The organism is Desulfobulbus oralis, assembly GCF_002952055.1.
Taxonomy (GTDB): domain Bacteria; phylum Desulfobacterota; class Desulfobulbia; order Desulfobulbales; family Desulfobulbaceae; genus Desulfobulbus; species Desulfobulbus oralis.
This window is the reverse complement of record NZ_CP021255.1, coordinates 671,831-691,302: the sequence shown is the minus strand read 5'-3', so window position 1 is coordinate 691,302 and position 19,472 is coordinate 671,831. Positions and strand designations below refer to the sequence as shown.

General features: G+C 59.4%; 13 protein-coding genes and 1 pseudogene. 12 read left to right on the top strand and 2 right to left on the bottom strand.

All coding sequences use genetic code 11. The annotated features are described in order from the left end of the window. Positions 1–723 precede the first annotated feature (723 nt). The 6 genes from CAY53_RS02945 (at position 724) to CAY53_RS02920 (ending at position 9,434) form a co-directional block, all read left to right on the top strand. Positions 724–1,962 (top strand): glycosyltransferase family protein, encoded by a 1,239-nt coding sequence (locus tag CAY53_RS02945; protein WP_104935863.1) that lies wholly within the window; start codon positions 724–726, stop codon positions 1,960–1,962. Then, complete coding sequence (locus CAY53_RS02940; protein WP_104935862.1) at positions 1,959–3,215, top strand: glycosyltransferase; 1,257 nt, start codon at positions 1,959–1,961, stop codon at positions 3,213–3,215. Before CAY53_RS02945 ends, CAY53_RS02940 begins: the two co-directional genes overlap by 4 nt. After that, positions 3,215–6,283 carry an ABC transporter transmembrane domain-containing protein gene (locus CAY53_RS02935; protein ID WP_104935861.1) on the top strand — a complete coding sequence of 1,023 codons (3,069 nt, stop codon included), beginning with the start codon at positions 3,215–3,217 and terminating at the stop codon, positions 6,281–6,283. Before CAY53_RS02940 ends, CAY53_RS02935 begins: the two co-directional genes overlap by 1 nt. Positions 6,284–6,286: 3 nt before the next feature. Further along, positions 6,287–7,624, top strand: a complete 1,338-nt coding sequence (locus CAY53_RS02930) for a phosphotransferase family protein (protein ID WP_104935860.1) — start codon at positions 6,287–6,289, stop codon at positions 7,622–7,624. Next, positions 7,599–8,681, top strand: coding sequence for a phosphotransferase (locus CAY53_RS02925; protein WP_104935859.1), 1,083 nt, complete (start codon positions 7,599–7,601; stop codon positions 8,679–8,681). The genes CAY53_RS02930 and CAY53_RS02925 overlap by 26 nt, the downstream gene beginning before the upstream one ends. Before the next feature lie 444 nt (positions 8,682–9,125). Then, complete coding sequence (locus CAY53_RS02920) at positions 9,126–9,434, top strand: hypothetical protein (protein ID WP_104935858.1); 309 nt, start codon at positions 9,126–9,128, stop codon at positions 9,432–9,434. A gap of 87 nt (positions 9,435–9,521) precedes the next feature. Here CAY53_RS02920 and CAY53_RS14050 read toward each other — a convergent pair. Beyond that, a pseudogene (locus CAY53_RS14050) lies at positions 9,522–9,676 on the bottom strand (IS30 family transposase); the annotation flags it as partial. 597 nt (positions 9,677–10,273) lie between these two features. Here CAY53_RS14050 and CAY53_RS02910 point away from each other — a divergent pair. The 6 genes from CAY53_RS02910 to CAY53_RS02885 all read left to right on the top strand — a co-directional run bounded on the left by CAY53_RS02910 (position 10,274) and on the right by CAY53_RS02885 (position 17,553). Then, positions 10,274–10,921 (top strand): flavodoxin family protein, encoded by a 648-nt coding sequence (locus CAY53_RS02910; RefSeq protein ID WP_104935857.1) that lies wholly within the window; start codon positions 10,274–10,276, stop codon positions 10,919–10,921. Positions 10,922–11,544: 623 nt separating this feature from the next. After that, on the top strand, positions 11,545–12,708 hold the full coding sequence (sucC, locus tag CAY53_RS02905; RefSeq protein WP_104935856.1) for an ADP-forming succinate--CoA ligase subunit beta: 1,164 nt from the start codon (positions 11,545–11,547) through the stop codon (positions 12,706–12,708). A 51-nt stretch (positions 12,709–12,759) separates the two neighbouring features. Then, a complete protein-coding gene (sucD, locus tag CAY53_RS02900; protein ID WP_104935855.1) occupies positions 12,760–13,641 on the top strand; it encodes a succinate--CoA ligase subunit alpha in 882 nt (293 codons plus the stop codon). 105 nt (positions 13,642–13,746) lie between these two features. Then, a complete protein-coding gene (locus CAY53_RS02895) occupies positions 13,747–15,297 on the top strand; it encodes an acyl-CoA carboxylase subunit beta (RefSeq protein WP_104935854.1) in 1,551 nt (516 codons plus the stop codon). Between the two features lie 56 nt (positions 15,298–15,353). After that, on the top strand, positions 15,354–15,548 hold the full coding sequence (locus CAY53_RS02890; RefSeq protein WP_104935853.1) for a DUF8022 family protein: 195 nt from the start codon (positions 15,354–15,356) through the stop codon (positions 15,546–15,548). Between the two features lie 49 nt (positions 15,549–15,597). Continuing rightward, positions 15,598–17,553, top strand: coding sequence for a pyruvate carboxylase subunit B (locus tag CAY53_RS02885; RefSeq protein WP_104935852.1), 1,956 nt, complete (start codon positions 15,598–15,600; stop codon positions 17,551–17,553). Between the two features lie 423 nt (positions 17,554–17,976). Here the strand turns inward: CAY53_RS02885 and CAY53_RS02880 are convergent, their stop codons facing one another. Then, positions 17,977–19,416 (bottom strand): aryl-sulfate sulfotransferase, encoded by a 1,440-nt coding sequence (locus CAY53_RS02880; protein WP_245874859.1) that lies wholly within the window; start codon positions 19,414–19,416, stop codon positions 17,977–17,979. Between the last annotated feature and the right edge of the window lie 56 nt (positions 19,417–19,472).

The window sequence follows — 19,472 nt, the reverse complement described above, 5'->3', positions numbered from 1 at the left end:
GGCCGCCTATTCAGCCGATGAGCAGCCTTGACGAGCGGCTTCTCCCTGATCTTGTGCAAACTGATGTCCCTTGGGCAGTACTGTCGCAACAGGCCACCCTCGTTCTCGCTGGGGCCGCGCTGCCAGGGCGAATGCGGCCTGCAATCTGTTCTGGCGAGCAGTCGCGGCAGAGCTGCTCATCGATCCAGGCGACCTGGTCGGGCCGGCTCATGAGCGGTCATGGCGCGGCATCTTCGTCTTGTTCGGGCCCGACAGCCGGATTTGGAGCTGTGGCGGCGCAGCTCCAGGCCAAAGCATGTATGGCTTCGGCCTGGATACGTGGTACTGTTTCGGCAACTCGTTCCATGGCTGACAATCATTCGATCACGATGCATTCTTCCAGGGTCAGGTGGCTATGGGACATGTCGGCTCCCTTCTGGTTGCTTGCTGCTTGACACTGCCAAGTCTCCCAGAATCCCGCCCTGTCCCTTTCACCTGTTCTCCCCCTGAGCGTGCGGGGCATTGGCCATGAGCATCTACCCGCTCTCACTCCTGCACCACCTACACAACCCACCAAGTTGCTGGCCCTTCGTAACCAATGCGTTTTGAGCTTGGGCGCCTATCCTGAATAGATCCTTGCACAGACAGCCTGAGAAGAGGAACAGGCAAGCTGAGCAATCCCCATTTTCTGCCCGAGCACAAGGGACAGCTCCGAGCCCACCAGTATCAACGAGAGAACGGATCATGAAAATCGTCCTGTATTCCCACGACACCATGGGCCTTGGCCACATCCGCCGCAACCAGCTTATCGCCAGGGCCCTGGCGGAGTCGCCTTTGGCTGCCAAGGTGCTGCTCATTGCCGGCATCCACGAGGCGGGCGCATTCCGCATTCCAAAGGGCGTCGACTGTCTGACCCTGCCCGCCTACCACAAGGATCGGCACGGGAACTACTCGCCCCGCTCCCTTTTTGTAGAAACCAATGCCCTGGTCAATCTGCGGTCCCAGGTGATTGGGACGGCCCTGACCCATTTCAACCCCAACCTCTTTATCGTGGATAATGTGCCGCGCGGCGCTCTGCAGGAATTGAGCCCGGTTTTGGAGAATCTGAAAGATTCCGATACCACCAGAACCGTGTTGGGTCTGCGAGACATAATCGATCATCCGGAGGCGGTGCGCAGGCAGTGGCAGGAGCAGGAGAACGAGGCCTTTATCGAGCGATTTTATGAAGCGGTCTGGATCTACGGCGATCCAGACGTGTACGATCAGACCTCTGCCTACAGTTTTTCCCCCTCCCTGAGGCTCAAGACGACCTTCACCGGCTATCTCGACCCCATGGACCGTCTGCCGTCCGGCGAAGAAGAGGACGTGGATCCGGAGTCGGCGCGCTGGGTAGAGCTGGATGTGCTCCAGCAGGACTTTACCCTTTGTGTCATTGGCGGGGGGCAGGACGGCCTGGCCGTGGCGAGCGCCTTTGCCAGGTCGCAACTGCCGGAGGGCGAGTACGGCATCATGGTTACCGGACCATTTTTACCGGAGGAGAAAAAACGGCAACTGCGCTCCCAGGCCAGAGAAAATCCCCGTCTGCGGGTACTGGAGTTTCTGCAGGAACCCATGGGCTTGATGCAGCGGGCCAAGCGGATCATTGCCATGGGCGGTTACAACACGGTGACCGAAATATTGAGCCTCGGCAAACCCGCTTTGATCGTGCCGCGCAACAAGCCCCGACTCGAGCAGACAATCCGCGCCGAACGCCTGCAGGCTCTGGGTGTGGTCGACGTCATCTGCCTGGAAGATCTGAATCCGGCCGCTCTCTCCCGCTGGCTCCATAAGGAGCAGGCCTTCAAACCTGCCCGCAATGTGATCGATCTTGGGGGGCTAAAGAAGATTCCGGCTTTGGTCAGCGCCATGTTCGGGTCCGCCCATGTTGCCGCCGACCCTGCCTCTTCCGCCTCCTCCACTCGTTCGAGTAAGGTTGCATCATGACGACACCGCAACAGCCCGCGCTGGCCTATGTGCTCAAACGCTACCCGCGCTTCTCGGAAACCTTTATCGTCAATGAAATTCTCGAACACGAAAAGGCCGGGATGAGAATCCACATCTTTGCTCTGCGGCCGGTCCGGGAAAGCCATTTTCAGGATATCCTGGCCCAGGTCAGGGCGCCGGTCACCTATATCCGCGACATCAGCGCCGCCACGCACAGCCTCTGGGAGATGATGAGCCTTGCCCGCAGGGAACTGCCGGGTTTCTGGCAGGCTCTGGATGAGCTGGGCGACATGGAGGAGGGAGACCTACTCCAGGCCATCAAGCTGGCCCTGAAGGCGCGCGAGCGCGGGATTGCCCATTTTCACGCCCATTTTGGCACGCTTGCGGCGACGGTCACCCGCATTGCCTCGAGGCTTGCCCGCATTCCCTATACCCTGACCGTACACGCCAAGGATATTTATCATCAGGCAGTCGATCAGGAGGACATGCACAGGAAGCTGGGCGATGCCGCGGGCGTGATCACGGTCTCCGGCTATAACCAGCGCTATCTGCAGGCCACCTATGGTCAGGCGGCCGAACAGGTGCGGCGTATCTACAACGGCCTGCATCTGGACCGTTTTACGTACCGGCCCCCCAATCTGAACAGCCGGGAAATCCTGGCCGTGGGCCGGCTGGTGGAGAAAAAGGGTTTTGATGTGCTGGTCGAGGCCTGCGGCCTGCTGCGGGAGCGGGGCATTGCTTTTCACTGCAGCATAGTGGGCGAGGGCATGATGCGGGAGGCTTTGCAGCAGCGAATCGAGCGGCTTGGTCTGGCTGAGCAGGTCTGCCTTGCCGGGCCCAGAGCCCACGCGGAGCTGATCAGGATTTTTCGTGAGGCCGCCTTTTTTGTCGCTCCCTGCGTGATCAGCTCCGACGGCGACCGCGATGGCCTGCCCACGGTGCTTGTGGAGGCCATGGCCCTGGGGACGCCGGTCATCTCCACCCAGGTGGTGGGCATTCCCGAACTGGTGCGGCATAACGACACCGGTCTCTGCGTGGCGGAGCGCGATCCCGCTGCCCTGGCCGATGCCATGGAGCGGCTGTTGCAGGATGCGAATCTGCGGTCATCCCTGGCCGGCAGGGCCCGGGCCCTGGTTGAAGAGGATTTCGATATCCGGAAAAACGCGGCGGCCCAGCGTGAGCTCTTCAGGGCCGCCATGGCCACCCCCCGTCTGCCGGAAACGGCCGCCGCGACCCCGGCGAGGAGGGCCTGATGCGTCTGGCATATGTCTGCGCCGACCCCGGCATTCCGGTCTTTGGTGCCAAGGGCGCCTCCATCCACGTACAGGAAGTCATCCGTGCTTTTCGGCGGCAGGGGCTTCAGGTGCAGCTTTTTGCCATGCGCCTGGGCGGGGAGCCGCCCGCGGATCTGAGAGACCTGCCGGTACACTGCCTGCCGGAGCCGCCGCGGGGCGACACCGCCCGGCGCGAGCGGGCGGCCATGGTAAGCGCCGGCACCGTGCAGGACGCCCTGAGGATCGCCGGGCCGTTTGACTGCGTCTACGAGCGCTATTCCCTGTGGAGCTGCGCCGGCATGGAGTATGCCGAATCCCAGGGCATCCCCGGCATCCTTGAGGTCAATGCGCCGCTTATCGAAGAGCAGATCCGGCACCGGGAACTGGTGCACCGCGAGGAGGCGGAACGGATTGCGGCCAGGGTCTTTGCGGCGGCCCATGCCATCATTGCGGTGTCGCCGGGAGTCGCCGCCTATCTCGATGGCTATCCGCAGAGCCGGGGACGGGTGCGGGTGCTTGCAAACGGCATCGATCCGGCCCGCTTTCCGGCCGAACTCTTTGCGGATCGTCCCCAGCCGGATTCGCCGGCAACCTTTACCATCGGTTTTCTCGGCTCCCTCAAGCCCTGGCACGGACTTGAGCTGCTGCTCGATGTGTTCATCGCCATGCACTCACAGGATCCGGGCCTGCGCCTTCTGCTGGTGGGTGATGGCCCGGAAAGGGCAGGCATTGAGCGGAGCATTGTGCAGGCCGGAATCTCCGACAGTGTCACTTTGACCGGCGCGGTTCCTCCGGCGGAAGTCGCGAACTGGCTGCGGCAGATGGATGTGGGCGTCGCCCCCTATCCGGAGATGGAGCCCTTTTATTTTTCGCCGCTGAAAATTTATGAATACATGGCGGCCGCTCTGCCGGTGGTGGCCAGCCGGGTCGGCGGGCTCGACCGGGTTGTGCGCGAGCAAAAGACCGGTCTGCTCTATCCGCCGGGTGATGCGGCCGGACTGCAGGCCGCTCTTGCCGGCTTGCGCGCCGATCCGGCCCTCTGCCGCAGGCTGGGGCAAGCCGCCAGAGACGAGGCCCTGAACCGGCACAGTTGGGACAGCGTGGCGGCCCGTATCCTTGCCATCGCGGGTTTACAGATAAAAGAGCAGGGAAGGCACGAGGACCCAAGCGAAAATACCCGCAAGACCGGGGAGGGCCTGTCGACGCCTTCCAAGGCGCCGGCCGGCATATCCGCGGCCCTGCCCAGTCTGCGCCGCATCTTCGCCTGTTTCGGCCCCTATCTGCGCCGTCATACCGCCTTGCTCGCCGGCTCCCTTTTGGCCCTTCTGGCCGGTATCGCCGCCCAGTTGCTGGAGCCCTGGCCGCTGAAAATCGTCATCGACTGGATCGTCTCCGACAGTCCCCACAGCGGTTTTGCAAAAATTCCCCTGCTGGCCAGCCTCGACTCCATGCAGTTGCTGATTCTGCTCGCGCTCAGTCTGGTGCTGATCATTGCCCTCAGAGGAGTCTTGTCCTATCTGAGCAGCATCGGCTTCGCCCTGGCAGGCAGCCGCACCATGGCCAGGATCCGGGACGATCTCTACCAGCACCTGCAGGGGCTCTCCCTTTCCTTCCACAACCGGGCCAAAACCGGCGAGCTGACCCTGCGCGTGGTCAGCGATGTGAACCTGATCGGCGAGACCATGGTGACCGCCATCATGCCGATGCTCGCCCATCTGCTGATACTTGCCGGCATGATCGGGGTGATGTTGTGGATGAACTGGCAACTGACCCTCTTTGCGCTGCTGCCTTGGCCCCTGCTCTGGCTCATCAGCACCCATCTGGGCAGAAAGATTCACCAGATGACCCGCAAACTGCGCAAACAGGAGGGGGCGATGGCGGCCACCGCAGCCGAATCCCTGGCCGCCATCCGCGATGTACAGGCCCTGTCGCTCGAAAAAAACTTTGCCGACGTCTTTGCCCGAGTGGGGCAGAAGAGCCTCGGTACCGGGGTGCAGGTCAAGCGCCTCACCGCCAATCTGGAACGCAGCGCCGATGTCATGATCGGCCTGTCCTCGGCCATTGTTCTCTGGCAGGGCACGCTCTTCGTGCTGGTGGGAGAGCTTTCGCCGGGCGATCTGATTGTCTTCATCACCTACCTCAAGAGCACCTTCCGGCCGATCCGCATGTTTGCCAAGTATACCAGCCGGATGGCCAGAGCCGTGGCCGCGGGCGAGCGCATCGTCGATCTGATGGCAGAAAAGGCGGATATCGAGGACCTGCCCGATGCGGTGGCCGCCCCGCCCTTCAAGGGCTCTCTTTGTTTCGAGGGGGTGAGCTTCGCCTACGATCCGGCCCATCCCATCCTGCGCGGGATTGACCTCTCTGTGCCGCCGGGCCGCCATGTGGCTGTGGTCGGGCCTTCGGGCATGGGCAAATCCACCCTGGTGAGCCTGATTCTGCGTCTCTATGACCCCAGTCAGGGCCGGGTGCTTATCGACGGGATGGATATCCGCGGCTTTCGTCTCAAATCCCTGCGGGAGCAGATCAGTATCGTTCTGCCCAACAGCCTGCTCTTTGCCGCCAGCATCCGCGACAATATCGGCTACGGCGCGGCCAGTGCCAGCTTCGCCGAAATCGAGCAGGCGGCCAGACTCGCCAACGCCCACGATTTCATCATGGCCATGCCCAATGGCTACGACACCGAACTGGGCGAGCGCGGGGTCACCCTTTCAAGCGGCCAGCAGCAGCGCATCGCCATTGCCCGGGCCGCCCTGCGGCAGAGCCCGATCCTCATCCTCGACGAGCCGACCACCGGTCTGGACCGCAGCAACGAACAGGCGGTGATCGAGGCCCTTGGCAAGCTCGCCCGGGGCCGCACCGTGATCATGATCACCCATGATCTCGATCTGGCCGCCCGGGCGGATCAAATCGTGTTTCTCGAAAACGGCAGTATCATCGAACAGGGTTCCCATGCGGAGCTGCTCGGCCGGGGCGGGTCGTATGCCGCGCTTTTTCGGGCCCGCAACCCGTCCGCTTCGCAGGGGCGCGAAACCGCCGGAGAATAAACCATGCTGAACGGCCATGATCTGGAGGTGATTGCCAGAGAGCCCGGCCTGCCGGGACTGAGCATCCTGCTCGATCCGGAGCGGGCGCTGGGACTTTTGCAGCGGCTCTATCCGGAACAGGCAATCCTTGATCTTACCCTCAGCTATCTCAAATACAAACCGCACACCAACTGCCTGGCGGGTTTTGCCGCCGGGGTCGGCGCTCAAAAGGCAATACGGATTTCGGCCAAGGCCTATCCCGAAAAGGAATACGCCAAAGAGCGGGCCCGTTGCCAGAAGGGAAACGGTGCCGGGCAGGGTGGTCATGAGCCCCATTTTGTGGATGCCTGGCAGTTGGCGGTCTGGTCTTTTCCACGGGATCGAAAACTGCCGGGCCTGGCGGCGCTGGGGGAGGCGGATGCGCGCCGACGGCTTCTGCAGGATCTTCTGCCCGCAATGCCCGAGCTGTGGCCGGCCGGAATGGAGACCCTGCGCTATAAAAACGAGCGCAGATACGTGGGCAAATTGCTGGTGGGCGGTGCAGCCCGGGCGCTCATCAAGGTTTATGAGGCGCGGGACTTCAAAAACGCCTGCAGGGCCGCGCGGACCATCGGCGCCTTTGCCGCGGATGACGGCCTGAGCGTCGCCGGGCCTTTGGGCATTTCCCAGGATGAGCGCATCATAATCAGCCGCTGGCTGGACGGCCGGCCGCTGCGCCAGCTCCTGCACGAGGCTCGGGAGCTGAGCCGAAAGTCTGGCCAATTGCAGGCCGTGGGCGCGGCCCTGGCCGGCTTCCATCGAGAGAGCCCTGGTTCGCTGGCCAGGGCTGTGCCGGAAAACGAGGCGCTCTCGGTTCTGGCCGCCGCCAATGCAACGGCCTTTCTCTGCCCAGCCCTGGCAGTCCGGCTGCGCCGTCTCGCCGCCGGGATCGGCGCGGAGCTGCTCTCCATGCCCTGCCCGCATCACCCCATCCATGGAGATTTTTCCAGCGATCAGGTGCTGGTCGATGGGGCGGATGACGGCGGAATCGCCATCGTCGATTACGATCAGGCCCGCATCGGTGATCCTGCCGCGGATCTTGGCTCTTTTACCGCGCAACTGTTCTATGACGAGGCGGCGGGAGCCCTTGCGGCCGGTACCGCCGCTGTACTGGCAGACGTGGTGCTGAAGGGCTACCTGGAGGCTTGCGGACAACGGGAAACTCTTTTGCGCTACAGCCTCCACACAGCGGCAAAACTGCTGCAGCTCACGCCCCAGGCTTTTCGTACCCGTCACCCGCAGTGGCCGGAGCTGATGGCCCGGCTCGTGTACCACGCAGTGGCGTTTTGGAGAAACCATGCCCGGCATGAAACCGGAACATAGGGCCGTGCCGATTGGGCGCGGCACGAGCGCTCCCGTTCCGGTTCACGATCCGGAGAGCAGGATTGCCGATTCCAAAATGCCCATGCTGGTCCAGGCTCTAGACCCGGCGTACATGACCCGCGCCCTGCGGGAACAGGTGGAAGCATCCGGGCGCAATCCCTTTGCCGGCACGGCATGGCAGGTGGCGGCTATTTACGTGCGGCGGCACAAACCGGGCCGCCGCTGCCTGATCGAGTATGAGCTGACCGACCCGGAAAAGGGCGGCCGCTTTTCGGTTCTGGGCAAAATCAGGGCCAGGGGGCTCGACCGGCGCAGCCATGCGGTGCAGCGGCATCTGTGGGAAAACGGTTTTGACGGTTCCTGCGCGGATGGCGTCTCGGTTCCCGAGCCCCTGGGCCTGTTGCCGCATCTTTCCATGTGGCTGCAGAAAAAGGTGCCGGCAAGGCCGGTTATCGAAGGATTGCACGGGGAAAATGGCCCGGCCCTGGCCGGGCGGATCGCCGGGGCTCTGCACAAGCTGCACCGGCTGGGGCCATTGTCGGAGCGGGTGCACGGCGTGGAAGATGAGCTGCGCATCCTGGAGACACAACTGACCGCCGTGACCTGGCTGCATCCGGCCTGGAAAAACCGCATCGACGAGCTGCTTGCGGCCTGCACGCGGCTGGGGCGCAGCCTGCCGTACTGCCCGCCCTGTCCCAGTCAGCGGGATTGCTATCATGACAATATTCTTTTTGACGGCGACCGGCTCTTTCTGGTGGATCTCGATCTCTACTGTCAGGGTGACCCGGGGCTCGATCCGGGCAACTGTCTCGCCCATCTCATCGACTACGGCCTGCGCAGCCAGGGCGAACCTGATCGTCTCAGCGGAATTGAACAGGCACTGGCCGCACGCTTTGGCGCATTGACCGGTCATGTCCATGACCAGCGGGTGGCGGTCTATACCACGCTTTCCCTGGCCCGGCTCATTGCCGTCAGCACCCGTATCCACGGCCGTGAACAGTGGACTGGCCGGCTCATGGATCTCTGTGAACTTCGCATCAAGGAGCTGCATTCATGATGTGCAAGGAAATCAAGAGTTGTTGATAATCTCCCGAGAGAAAGATATAATAGCCCTTTGCAAACTATATTTCAGTTCCATACTACAGGAATGGCAAATTCCAGGTAAGGCAGAATCAGTAAGTTACTCCTCTGTATTATGCAGTTTTTTACTCACAATGAGCATTGCTGCAACTTCTTCAACAGAATATTGGCGGAGATCCAGTAAGACATGGTGAGTGTCGAGATCCATGTAAGGCTTTGAGAGATCAGCTTAAAGAGTATCAAGATAAGCTGCGGCAGTACACTAGAGATCTTTTTCAATGGAGAACAAAGAGCTTATGCTCAATACTCATCCAGATCGACAAGAGCATATTTTCACTGGTCGAATTAAAAGTCTTCTCGGTCAAATAGAGAATTTTAAGAGGATACAGGAAGAATGTGAACGAAAGAAAGGACGCAAGTAATGCAGATAGACTTATCTGAATTGAAACAAACCATTGACCGCCTTTTCAACCATATTATGGATACAAGAGGGGTAAAATTTTTTGAATTTGAAAAGGAGAATTACTGGAATATTCCCAGCAGAGATGTATATGAGTTCGAGGAACCGAAAGAATTGGATATCGGTAACCTTTCTGATGATTGGGAGTTCTTGTCGAAATTACTGCAATCTGAGAATCAGCCAGTTGCATATCAACTCACTCAGGTGGCTCCGTTACTGCGATACATTGGAGAGCGACTAGGAGCGGATCTTGCCAAGGATGGAGGATAACGGTGATTTATGATCTATTTTATGCATTCAACTTGCAACTGCACCAGTGAATTTATGCTTAAAAAATTCAGCGAGATTCTGGTAATTTTACCATTTGCGAGGCCGCTTATGCAACCGTTCTACTACGTTCCTGATCTGTTTTTCCGTGATTTTGTGCAAGCTGATGCCTCTTGGGCAGTACTGTCGCAGCAGGCCCCCCCATTCTCGTTGGTGCCGCGCTGCCAGGGCGAATGCGGCCTGCAATTTGCCCAGGAGACCAGTCGCTACGGAGCTTCTCATCAACCTAAGCGACCAGATCGGAGCGGCTCGTGCAGCGTCATGGCGCAGCATCTTTCGTTTTTTTCGGGACCGGCAATCAGCAGTCCGGGTACGACAGCCGGATTTGGATCTGCCTTGGCGCAGCTCCCGGGAAACAGTGCTGTGACTCCTGCCCAGGCGTCTGGCCATTTCCCGGCAGCTCAGGCCCATGGACACAAATATTTCGATCCTGATGCGTTCTTCCAGAGTAAGATGGCTATGGGACATGGCGGGCTCCTTCTGGCTGAGTGGTTGTTGGTGCTGCCAACTCTACCAGAATCCCGCCCTGTCCTTTGTACCTTTTCTCACCCTGACCGAGCGGTGCATTTTGGCAGTGAGCATCTACCGGATTTGAGCATCCAAGGCAACATCCACATACCCTTTGCCGATTCGGAGCAGCGGCAACCTGTGGAGTTACTGAAAAAATGGCTGTACGATAAAATGCTGGACACCTGTGGCCACCTGCACCGGGCCTAGGCAATGTCGCCGGGGCAGTAGAAACTCGGCAAAATCATCAACTACACCCACAAGAGGCAAAAAACATGAAAAAGGTATTGGGCATCAATGCCAGCCCCAGAAAAAACTGGAATACCGCACAGGCTGTGGGAAAAGCATTGGAAGGAGCGACAGCAGTGGGCGCAGAAACAAAAATGATACACCTTTACAGTCTGAACTTCAAGGGTTGCTCCAGTTGTTTTGCCTGCAAGCTTCTGCATAATAACGCAGAGATTTGTGTGTTGAAAGACGACTTGCAACCAATTTTGGTGGAAGTTATGCAGTCAGACGTATTGATTCTGGGAACACCAATATATTTCAGTAACATTGAATCGTCCATGATTGCTTTTTTTGAACGACTGCTCTTCATGAATTCTACATACAACCAGAATGAAATCAGCAAATTCAAGGGGAAAATTGCCAGTGGGCTTATATGTACCATGAACGTAGATGCACAGATCATGGAAGAATTTGGTTATCATGCAATCATCAAAAATTATGTTAAATATCTGGGCATGCTTCTGCACGGTCCATCCGAATGGATGACCATCAATGATACTTTACAGTTCAAAGATTATTCCCAATACATGCATGGGATGTTTGACCCGGAGAGCAAAAAGCGGGTGCATGAACAACAGTTCCCGCGTGATTTGGAAAAAGCCTACCAGCTAGGTCTGCGGCTGGCGAAGGCCTGAAACGCTGTCCCGGGCATTGCATCGCCGCGCCCGTACCCGGAACGGATAGCGGACCTGTGAGATTACAGCGGCGGCGAGGTGGCGCGCAGCACGCATGAAAAGAACAATAGATTTTTGCGACAATATTTTCCAAAGGGCGGCAGTTTTCAAAGAGAACGGAGCAACTGATTGCCAGTGCCCCAGGACGACTGCACAAGCGCACAAATACGATGTTTGATCAGGTGCCCAGTACTCAAATTGCAACTTGCAGATCCCTCCTTTCGCGCACTGTGCGGGGCACTGCTTTCCTGCTCCTGCCCCTGCCAGCCAAGGGCTTGGAACGTCGGCAGGCCCAGGATATCCCACACTTTAGAGCTTGACGCCAGGTGCTTTTTTTTTTAAATAATTGTTTCATGTTGGGTGCTGAATCATTGTACATTGCCGATCAACATTGAAGCGTCCCGGTGCAGGCTTCTCGTCCGCCAACGCGCATGCAATATGCGACAACCGTTCTGCAAGGCACCTCATGAACCCGCAGTGTATGCTTTCTTCCGCCCCTCGTATCCGCTCACTAGGGAAGCAGTCCCTTCAACCTCCCCTGGCAGGCTCCCTGCTCTGGAGTCGCCGCAAAAAGGATGGCGTCTATGAAAATTCACGAGTATCAAGCCAAGGCACTGTTCCAGAAGTACAATGTCCCCACACCCAGGGGCAAACTGGCCCTGACCTCAGCGGAAGTCGAAAAGATTGCCGATGAATTCGGGCTGCCGGTCGTTGTCAAAGCCCAGGTGCATGCGGGTGGCCGCGGCAAGGGCGGCGGCGTCAAACTGGCCAAGACCAGGGCCGATGTCAAACCGGTTGCCGATTCCATTATCGGCATGAAGCTCGTCACCAAACAGACAGGCGCGGAAGGCAAACTGGTGCGCAAGGTGCTGGTTGAGGAAGGCCTCAACATCAAGAAGGAGCTGTATTTCTCCATCATCCCCGACCGCGCCACCGCAACGGTTGCCATAATCTGCAGCCAGGCCGGCGGCATGGAAATCGAGGAAGTGGCGGCCGAGAGCCCCGAGCAGATCATCACCGTAAATGTCAACCCGGTGACCGGCGTGCAGAGCTTCCACCTGAACCAGATCTGCTTTGGCCTGGGCCTGGAAAAGGAACTGCACAAGCAGATGGGCGCGCTGGTCAAAAATCTCTACCAGCTCTTTATGGACTACGATTGCTCCATGGTGGAGATCAACCCGCTCATCATCACCGCCGAAGGCAATATCCTCGCCTTGGACGCCAAGATGGACATTGACTCCAACGCTGTGTTCCGCCATCCCGACATCCAGGAAATGCGCGATCTCGACGAGGAAGATCTCCAGGAAATCGACGCCTCCAGGTACGGGCTGAACTACATCCATCTGGACGGCAATGTGGGCAACATGGTCAATGGCGCCGGACTCGCCATGGCCACCATGGACATCGTCAAGTTCGCGGGCGCATCTCCGGCCAACTTCCTGGATGTTGGCGGCAGCGCCAGCGAAGAGGCCATCGAGAACGGCTTCCGCATCATTACCACGGATCCACGCGTCAAGGGCATCCTCATCAACGTGTTTGGCGGCATTCTCCGCTGCGACGTTTTGGCCCACGGCGTGGTCAACGCGGCCAGAAAACTGAACCTCTCGGTGCCGGTCGTGGTGCGCATGGAAGGCACCAACTCGGCGGAGGGCCGCAAGATTCTCTCCGAATCCGAATCTGGCCTGAAGCTGACCCCGGCCAAGGATCTGAACGATGCTGCCGAAAAAGTGGCAGCCATGGTGAAGTGAGTTCAAGGCCCACTCGCTGTTCAACAGAACCCCATACATTGAGAGGATAGCATGAGCATTTTCGCTGACAAGAATACCCGTTTGCTCGTCCAGGGCATCACCGGCTCGGAGGGCATGTTCCATACCCGCAAGTGCATTGAATACGGCACCAAGGTCGTAGCAGGCGTAACGCCCGGAAAAGGCGGCCAGAAGATGGACGATGTGCCGGTTTTCAACACCGTGCGCGAGGCCAGAAAGGCCAGCGGCGCCAACGCCTCCATGATCTTCGTACCGCCGCGCTTTGCCGCCGACTCCATCATGGAAGCCATTGACGCAGGCATCGAGCTGGTGGTCTGCATCACGGAAGGCATTCCGATACTGGACATGATGAAGGTCAAAAACTACCTGCTGACCCGTCCGCAGACTCGCCTGATCGGCCCCAACTGCCCGGGCCTGCTGACCCCGGGCGCCTGCAAAATCGGCATCATGCCGGCCTCCATCGTCAAGCCTGGCGGCCCCTGGGGCGTTGTCTCCCGCTCCGGAACGCTGACTTACGAGGCGGTCAATCAGCTCACCCTGGCCGGCTTTGGCCAGACCACCTGCATCGGCATCGGCGGCGATCCCATCAACGGCACCAGCTTTATTGACTGCCTGAAGGAGTTCAAAAAGGATCCCGAGACCAAGGCTGTGGTCATGATTGGCGAGATCGGCGGCAATGCCGAGGAAGACGCCTACGAATGGATCAAGGAAAATATGCCGGACAAGCCGGTGGTCGGCTTCATTGCCGGCCTCACCGCGCCTCCAGGCCGCCGTATGGGGCATGCGGGCGCCATTGTCAGCGGCGGCAAGGGCACGGCGGCTGCCAAGATCGAGGCCATGAAGCGCTGCGGCATCCATCATTGCCAGAACCTGGGCAAACTGGGCGAGCTGTGCAAGCAGGTTTATAAGGTCTGAAATATTTTAAGGTCTGAACTATTAGGCCTGCTCCGGCGTGTCCGGGGCAGGCCCCCTTTCTTCTGTTGGACCCCGCAATTCCCGCAACATCTGCAAGGTGAAAGCATGAGCACAAGAGAGAAGTTAGAGGAACTCAAACAGAAACGCGCCCTATCTCTCCAAGGCGGGGGGCAGGCCAGAATTGACAAGATGCACGCAGCCGGCAAGAAGACCGCCCGGGAACGCATCGCAGCCATGGTCGATCCCGGCAGCTTCGAGGAATACGACGCCTTCAAGCTGCACCGCTGCCACAACTTCGGCATGGAGAAAAACAAGTTTCTGGGTGACGGGATTGTGACCGGCAGCGCCAGAATAAATGGCCGCCCGGTGTACATCTATGCCCAGGATTTCACGGTGCTGGCCGGCTCCCTTTCCGGCACCCTGGCCGAAAAGATCTGCAAGATCATGGATCTGGGCATGAAGAACGGCGTTCCGGTGATTGGCCTGAACGATTCCGGCGGCGCCCGCATTCAGGAAGGCATCGAGGCTCTGGCCGGCTATACCGAGATCTTCACCCGTAACGTGCTGTCTTCAGGGGTCATCCCGCAGATTTCCGGCATTTTCGGTCCCTGCGCCGGCGGCGCGGTCTACTCGCCTGCCCTGACCGACTTCATTGTCATGGTCAAGGAGCAGTCCTACATGTTCCTGACCGGGCCCAAGGTCGTCAAGACCGTGCTGCACGAAGACATCAGCACCGAGGCCCTGGGCGGGGCGGTCATGCACACCACCACCAGCGGCGTGACCGACTACGCGGCCGAGGATGAAGACGACGCCATCCGCTACATCAAGGAGCTGCTCTCCTACCTGCCGCAGAACAATCTGGAAAATCCGCCGGACACCCCCTGCGACGACCCGATCAACCGCCCGGCTCCGGAGCTGAACGACATCATCCCGGACAATCCGAATGCGGCCTATGACATCAAGAAGGTCATCACCGCCACAGTGGACAACGGCATCTTTTTCGAAATCAAGAAAAACTTCGCACCCAACATCGTGATCGGCTTTGCCCGCTACAACGGCAAAAGCGTGGGTATTGTCGCCAACCAGCCCGCCTACTATGCGGGCGTTTTGGACATCAACTCCTCCGACAAGGGCGCGCGTTTCGTCCGCTTCTGCGACTGCTTCAACATTCCGATCATCACCTTTGTCGACGTGCCCGGCTTCCTGCCCGGCTCGGCCCAGGAGTTCGGCGGCGTTATCCGCCACGGCGCCAAGCTGCTCTACGCCTATGCGGAATCCACGATTCCGAAGGTCACGGTCATCACCCGCAAGGCCTACGGCGGCGCCTACTGTGTCATGTCGTCCAAACATCTGCGCACCGACATCAACTACTCCTGGCCCACCGGCGAAATCGCGGTTATGGGCTCCAAGGGCGCGGTCGAAGTGCTCTACGCCAAAGGCGCCAAGGAAGCCGGAGACGCACAGGCCTTTCTGGCGGAAAAGGAGGCGGAGTACAACACCAACTTTTCCAACCCCTACTGCGCGGCTGAACGGGGCTACATTGACGCAGTCATCGAACCGGCAGAGACCCGGGCCCGCATCATCAATGCCCTGGAATCCATCCGGGGCAAGCGGGACACGCTGCCCATGAAAAAACACGGCAATATTCCGTTGTAATTTTGGGAAGCTGGCCTTTGGCCCATTTCCCGAACCCACTCCATCAGGAGGCACGAATGGCAGACCTGAAAAAGAAAAAAATCGCAGCGATTGCCGCCGTGAACGCCTATCTCCAGGATGAGGAAGCCGCCGCCGCGCTCGCTGTCCTGGATGCGCCTGCGGAACCGCTTGTGGGGCCGCCCCTGTGGGCCCTGTCCGGCCGCCAGGAAATCATGCAGATGCGCCGGTTTATCCAGATGAAAGCGTTCTGATGCTGTAGAAACCAGTACCCAAGACAATGAATTGCAGGAGAATTCGACCATGAGCGATCAAGTGCAGATGACCACAATGAATTATGCTCCGGACCGGCCCAAAGCGGAGAACCCCGTCAAAATAGAGGATCTGAGCCTGCGCGATGGGCATCAGTCCCTGTTTGCCACCCGCGGCCGTACCGAGGATATGATCCCGGTTGCCGAGCAGATGGATGAAATCGGCTTCTGGGCGATGGAAACCTGGGGCGGCGCCACCTTCGACACCATGCACCGCTACCTGCAGGAAGATCCGTGGCAGCGTCTGCGCACCCTGAAGAAATACATCAAGAAAACCCCTTTCTCCATGCTGCTCCGCGCCCAGAATCTGGTCGGCTACCGCAACTATGCCGACGATCTGGCCACTGCCTTTGTCGAGCGCTCTGCCGAAAACGGCATGGACATCTTCCGCACCTTTGACGCCCTGAACGACTACCGGAACTTCGAGACCGTGGTCAAGGCCATCAAAAAGGCCGGCAAGCACTTCCAGGGCTGCATGTGCTACACCATCACCGAGCCCCGTCTGGGCGGAGATGTCTACAATCTCGATTATTATGTGGGCAAGGCCAAGGATCTGGAAAGCATGGGCGCGGATTCCATCTGCGTCAAGGACATGGCCGGCCTGCTCGCGCCCTACGACGCCTATAACCTGATCAAGGCGCTCAAGGCGGCAACCAGGCTCCCGATTCACCTGCACAGCCATTTCACCTCGGGCATGGCCGACATGACCATGCTCAAGGCCATTGAAGCCGGCGTGGACATCATCGACACCTGCATGAGCCCCTATGCGCTGCGCACCTCCCACCCGGCCATCGAGCCGATCGTGATGGCGCTGCTGGGCACCAACCGCGACACCGGCTTTGACATCAGGAAACTGGTGGCGATCGACACCATCATGGAACGCGAGATCCTGCCCAAGTACCGGCATCTCCTCGACAACTCCAAGACGTCGGTCATCGACATCAACGTGCTCCTGCACCAGACCCCGGGCGGCATGCTCTCCAACCTGGTGAACCAGCTCCGTGCCATGGATGCCCTGAACCGCATTGACGACGTGTTCAAGGAGCTGCCCCGGGTGCGCAAGGACCTGGGCCAGGTGCCGCTGGTCACCCCGACCAGCCAGATCGTGGGTGTGCAGACCGTGAACAACGTTTTGCTGGATCCTCCGGGTGAGCGCTACAGCAAGATCACCGACCAGGTCAAGGACCTGTGCTACGGTCTCTACGGCAAGACCGCGGTGCCGATCAATCCGGAAGTGCAGAAGAAGGCGCTGAAAGGCTATGCCCGGGGCGAGACGCCCACCACCAAACGTCCGGCCGACGAGCTGGCGCCGGAATTGGAAAAGGCCAAGCAGGAAATCGGCTCACTGGCCAAGGATCTGGACGATGTCATTCTGTATGCCCAATTCCCGACTACAGGCCGCAAGTTTCTGGAGTGGAAGTATGGCAAGACCGACGTGGCTCCGGGCGACAAAAAGATTACCCTGGAAGAAGCCAGGAAAATGCAGGATCTGGTCAACAAGGCGCGCCAGGGCAAGGTGATCGAAATTCCGGAGAAGGGCATGCCGGAGAAATCCCCCAATGTCCGCACCTTCAACGTCTTTGTGGATGGCGAGTACTTCAGTGTGGATGTTGACCCAACCGGCGACTATCAGCCCGTGGCCGTCGCTCCGCGGGCAGCGGCGGCAGCACCCCGACCTGCAGCGGCAGCCGCCGCCAAGCCCGCGGCAGCAGCACCGGCCCCGGCGGCGCTTGACGGCACGCCGCTCACCGCGCCGATGCCGGGCCTGATCATCAAGTACGACGTGGCAGTTGGCGCCCAGGTCAAGAAAGGTGACGCCATTGTGGTGCTTGAAGCCATGAAGATGGAGAACAGCCTGACCGCGCCCTGCGACGGCACGGTCAAGTCCCTGCCCTGCAAGGCTGGCGACTCGGTTGCCAAGGATGCGGTGCTGGCCGTGATTGGCTGATCCCGCTCTGTCAAGCCGGCTCGAAAAAGAGGGCGCCCTGATTTTTCAGGGCGCCCTTTTCTTATCCCCAGGCACAAGGTTTTTTTACTGCGGCAGGGCGACCCCTGTGGCGGCTGCGCAATACAGCGAACGGGGTTCATTCCTGCGCTGCACCCATGCCGCCCCCGGGGCACATGAGGCAAGGTCTCCGCTGCAACACGCCGCAACGGGCTTTCTCCCTGCCGGACGGGGGCCTCGTTTTCCGTTTACCGGGGAAGCGGCTCTCCGGCGTTCCTCAGTCTCTGCCGGGCCTTTTTCCGGAGAATGCCGCGCCGCAGGTGCGAGTTTTTCGCATGCCAGGGTTCCGGTCAGGCAAAAACAAGGTCGCTCCTTGCGGAGCGACCGGGGCAGGAGCAGGCATGGCCGCCTGGCAGGGCTCATCCATTACTTCTTGGGCATGGCGTAATCAGAGCCTTTCTGGTCAGAGGCAGGGGTGTTTTCCACCTTCGGGGCTTCGTCGCCGTTGGGGGAAGGCTTGTATTTCAGGAGAGTCTGCCAGTCGGGGCAGGAAGGCGCAAGTTTGCGGATGGGCTTGAGATCGCGACCCCTGAGTTGCGGAGAATCGGCCGCATAGCGGAAGGCACGGTGAATCTGCGTCCAGGGATTCTTGTCCTTCCTCACGCAGTAGGGTTCGTCGCCAGACATGGGGTTCACGAATTCCCACACCACTTCCCCGTCGGGCGTCACTTCGAACACGTGACCGTTGTTGGTGGACGTGATCTGCCAGTTACCGTTGGGGAGCTTCTGCGCCGCGCTCTGGTAATCGGAATAGAAGCTGTTCGAGTCCTTGGTCTTGAACGACCAGACGATCTTGCCGCCGTTGAAGGTGCCGTCGCGTTCTATCTCATAGACGGCGCTGTGGTTGCCGCTGGGACGCATGGTGCCGTTGTCGAAGATGCTCAGGTTACCGTTGGGCAGCCAGTTACAGTCGTGGGAACCGAAGAGGATCTGATCGCCGTTGCGGGCATAGCCCTGTTCCTTGCTGCCCGCGCCGTAAGCGTAGGGGTTGCCCCAGCGCCAGACCATTTTTTTGGTCTTGCGGTCGATGATGTACATTTCACCCCAGTCGCGGGAGTTCACCAGATACTGGTCCGTCTTGGGATTGTAGCGTACGGAGTTCCAGTGCGTCCAGTCCGGGCCGGCGAAGTACGCGGGTATATAGCCGAAGGGTAGATGATAGTTCGGATCCCACTGGTCTTTGGCCGTGCCGATATGATCCTTCACATGGAATTCCCACACGATCTTGCCGCTGGGATCTACCTCGATGATGGCATCGGGCCATACGCCTTCCAGCACCTTGCCGTCGGGGTATTTGAAACCGTCCTTGTAGACGGTCGGGTCCTTGGGGTCGCGCCCCTTGGCGATCATTTCATCCCAGCTCATCTTTTCCCAGATGAGCATGGCGGTGTTGCCGTTGGGCAGGCGGTCGAAGCCGTGATGGGCCACCCTGTTCTTGTCGCGGATGGTGTATTCCCACACCACGTTGCCGTCCCAGTCGTATTCGCGCAGAGTTCCGTGCCAGCCGCCAAAGGTCACCGGGGAACCGGGGCCCTGTTCGACGCGCAGCAGGTGCCCGTTGGGCAGAAGTTCGGCCATGAAGGCCTCACGGCCGTGATTCCATTCGTGCACCACGCTGCCCTCAAGATTAATGAGGTAGGTCCTGGTGCCGCCCCGATGATTGGTGTAGAGCACATAACCGCCGTAGGACTTTTCTTTCTGGTAATGGAGTACACCCAAGGGGCCGCAGATGGCTTCGTAGGCCTGGGAAGAAACGGGAACGGCGCAAAGAGCTGCGCCAGCCAGAAAGGCGACGAATTTACGCATGGCGATCTCCTTCATGTTGAATGGGTATCAGACTGGCTCATTCAGTTTTCACACTT

Coding starts and splice junctions, on each gene's coding strand:
- CAY53_RS02945 (WP_104935863.1), top strand. CDS start 724: ATGAAAATCGTCCTGTATTCCCACGACACCATGGGCCTTGGCCACATC.
- CAY53_RS02940 (WP_104935862.1), top strand. CDS start 1,959: ATGACGACACCGCAACAGCCCGCGCTGGCCTATGTGCTCAAACGCTAC.
- CAY53_RS02935 (WP_104935861.1), top strand. CDS start 3,215: ATGCGTCTGGCATATGTCTGCGCCGACCCCGGCATTCCGGTCTTTGGT.
- CAY53_RS02930 (WP_104935860.1), top strand. CDS start 6,287: ATGCTGAACGGCCATGATCTGGAGGTGATTGCCAGAGAGCCCGGCCTG.
- CAY53_RS02925 (WP_104935859.1), top strand. CDS start 7,599: ATGCCCGGCATGAAACCGGAACATAGGGCCGTGCCGATTGGGCGCGGC.
- CAY53_RS02920 (WP_104935858.1), top strand. CDS start 9,126: ATGCAGATAGACTTATCTGAATTGAAACAAACCATTGACCGCCTTTTC.
- CAY53_RS02910 (WP_104935857.1), top strand. CDS start 10,274: ATGAAAAAGGTATTGGGCATCAATGCCAGCCCCAGAAAAAACTGGAAT.
- sucC (WP_104935856.1), top strand. CDS start 11,545: ATGAAAATTCACGAGTATCAAGCCAAGGCACTGTTCCAGAAGTACAAT.
- sucD (WP_104935855.1), top strand. CDS start 12,760: ATGAGCATTTTCGCTGACAAGAATACCCGTTTGCTCGTCCAGGGCATC.
- CAY53_RS02895 (WP_104935854.1), top strand. CDS start 13,747: ATGAGCACAAGAGAGAAGTTAGAGGAACTCAAACAGAAACGCGCCCTA.
- CAY53_RS02890 (WP_104935853.1), top strand. CDS start 15,354: ATGGCAGACCTGAAAAAGAAAAAAATCGCAGCGATTGCCGCCGTGAAC.
- CAY53_RS02885 (WP_104935852.1), top strand. CDS start 15,598: ATGAGCGATCAAGTGCAGATGACCACAATGAATTATGCTCCGGACCGG.
- CAY53_RS02880 (WP_245874859.1), bottom strand. CDS start 19,416: ATGCGTAAATTCGTCGCCTTTCTGGCTGGCGCAGCTCTTTGCGCCGTT.